This window comes from Pseudomonas sp. FW507-12TSA, from assembly GCF_058781435.1.
The window spans coordinates 1-2,495 of sequence record NZ_JBYSWT010000064.1 but is presented as its reverse complement, the minus strand read 5'-3'; the positions used below and the strand labels follow the sequence as shown (position 1 = coordinate 2,495).

The 2,495-nt window shown below is 65.3% G+C and carries 2 protein-coding genes; one reads left to right on the top strand and one right to left on the bottom strand.

The window, feature by feature from the left end:
• Nucleotides 1-65 precede the first annotated feature (65 nt).
• Nucleotides 66-2,201 (top strand): TonB-dependent receptor, encoded by a 2,136-nt coding sequence (locus tag AC3WK8_RS31895; protein ID WP_103327196.1) that lies wholly within the window; start codon nucleotides 66-68, stop codon nucleotides 2,199-2,201.
• A gap of 30 nt (nucleotides 2,202-2,231) precedes the next feature.
• On the opposite strand, the gene AC3WK8_RS31890 is transcribed toward AC3WK8_RS31895, so the two are convergent.
• A partial coding sequence (locus tag AC3WK8_RS31890) for a glycine betaine ABC transporter substrate-binding protein (protein ID WP_272482550.1) occupies nucleotides 2,232-2,495 on the bottom strand: 264 nt, incomplete at its 5' end.

Below are 2,495 nucleotides of genomic sequence, written 5' to 3'. Positions count from 1 at the left end.
CACCGCGCCCTTTGCGTGGCGCATGGCCGTGGGCTGTTTCCTAGTCAAGAATTCAGGACCTATCAATGAAACACCTTCCTCTGCTGGCGAGCCTGCTGGGCTGCCTGTGTGCCAATGCCTGGGGCGCGCAGCGCGTTGAACTGGCCCCCACCACCATCGGCGCCGACGAAACCGAGGCCGAGCCCGGCCTGTCCCTGGACCAATCCAGCGGCATGGCCTCGCGCCTGGGCCTGAGCCTGCGCGAAACCCCTGCCTCGGTAGCGGTAAGCAACCGCCAGGACATCGAACGCCGGGGCGATCGTACCTTCCAGGACGCCGCCAATGCCCTGCCCGGGGTCAATGCCAGCGCTCCTCCGGGGTTCGGCGGCTTCGTTTCCTACCGTGGCTTCACCAGTGGCCAGATCACCCAGATGTTCAATGGCATCAATGTCGCCACCGGCCTGGCCCGCCCTGTGGACGCCTGGATCTACGACCGGGTGGAATTGGTGGGCGGTCCGTCGTCGCTGATCAATGGCGCAGGCTCCGTGGGCGGCTCGCTGAACTACGTGACCAAGCTGGCCGAACGCCGCGAACAGGCCGCCGAGGGCCTGCTCGGCTATGGCAGCTTCGACACCACCCAGACCGCCTTCGGGGTCAACCATGCCCTGAGCCCGGCCAGCGCCGATGTGCAGCACTTCGCGCGGCTGGATGTCAGCCACAACACCAGCAACGGCTATATCGACCGCCAGGAGCGCGACGCCTGGAGCCTGGCATTCTCCCTGCTCAGCGACCTGACCCCGGACCTGTCCCATACCCTGGCCGTGGAGTATCAGGACGAGCACGAGGACAGCCCCTACTGGGGCACGCCGGTACTCAATCCCAAGGCCGGCGACCTGAAGATCGACAAGCACAACCGCTTCAACAACTACAACGTCGCCGATGGCCTGTACGAACAGCGCACCGTCTGGCTGCGCTCGATCCTCGACTACCGGATCAACGACAGCACCAGCCTGCGCAATACCCTCTACCACCTGGACAACCAGCGCGACTACCGCAACCTGGAGACCTACCAGTACAGCCCCGACAACCGGCTGGTGAGCCGCTCCACCGCCTACCTGGTGCGGCACCAGGGCAACCAGGTGGGCAACCAGTTCGAGGTGCGTCACGAAGACCAACTGCTGGGCCTCGACACCACCTGGGCCGCCGGTTTCGAGTACAAGGTCAACAGCACCACCAATTCGCCGAACAACGTACCTGCACGCAACAGCGTCGACCCGAACAGCTACCGTCCTGGGCACTTCTACGAACTGGAAGGAACCCGCCAGGGCTGGGCCAAGGACAAGACCAACCAGGTCACCACCCGCGCGCTGTTCATCGAGAACCGCCTGGCCCTGACCGACGAGCTGTCGCTGCTCAGCGGTTTGCGCTACGACGCCATCGACCTGGACGTGACCAACCACCGCGCCATCACCGCCAGCAACCCGCGCCACTTCAAGCGCAGCTGGGAGCCGGTCACCGGACGCCTGGGCCTGACCTGGCAGTTCTTGCCCAGCGCCAACGTCTATGTGCAATACAGCACCGCCGCCGAACAGCCCAGCGGTACCCAGAACTTCGACGTATCCACCGGCAAGCAGTGGGAAGTGGGGAGCAAGTTCGACTACCTGGACGGTCGTGGCTCGGCGACCGTGGCGGCCTACCGCATCGAACGCAAGGACTTCGCCGTGAGCGATCCACTGGACCCGGCCAATAGCATTCCGGTGGGCCAGCAGACATCGAAGGGCATCGAGCTGGCCAGTTCGCTGCGCATCACTCCACGCCTGCTGGCCCAGGGCAACTTCGCCTGGGTGGATGCCCAATACGATGCGTTCAACGAGAAGCTCGCCAGCGGCGCGGTGGTCTCGCGCAAGGGCAATACCCCCACCAACGTGCCCTCGCGCCTGGCCAACCTGTGGCTGACCTACGATCTGGCGAGCAATTGGCAGGCCGGGGTCGATGCCCGCTACGTGGCCTCGGTCTACGCCGACAATGCCAATACCCTGACCATGCCGGCCTACACCCTGTATGGCAGCTTCCTGCGCTACCAGCTCGACAGCCACACCAGCATCACCGGCCGGGTGCGCAACCTGACCAACGAGGTCTATGGCCAGTTCGCCCATGTGTCGCCGGCGTATTACCTGGGCCAGCCGCGAACCTTCGAGGTGGCCGTGCAGACCCGTTTCTAAAGCCAGTCCCGGCGCAGGCGGGACACACCGCTAGAGTGTCGCAGCGAGCTTGTCCGCCACGTCAGCGGGCACCCAGGCACGCCACAGGTCGGGGTGTTGCCGCAGGAATGCCCGGGCGCTGTCCCGGGGCTCGCTGTGGTTCTCGCTCATCTGCGCCAGGGCCTGGTTCAGAGGGCCGATGGGCAGGTCGACCTTGGTGAAGAACTCCACCAGCTGCGGGTATTGCTGCTGGAACGGCGTGGACACGCCGATCGACAGTTTGGACGCCAGGGACCGGGTCGGACGGGGGTTGGG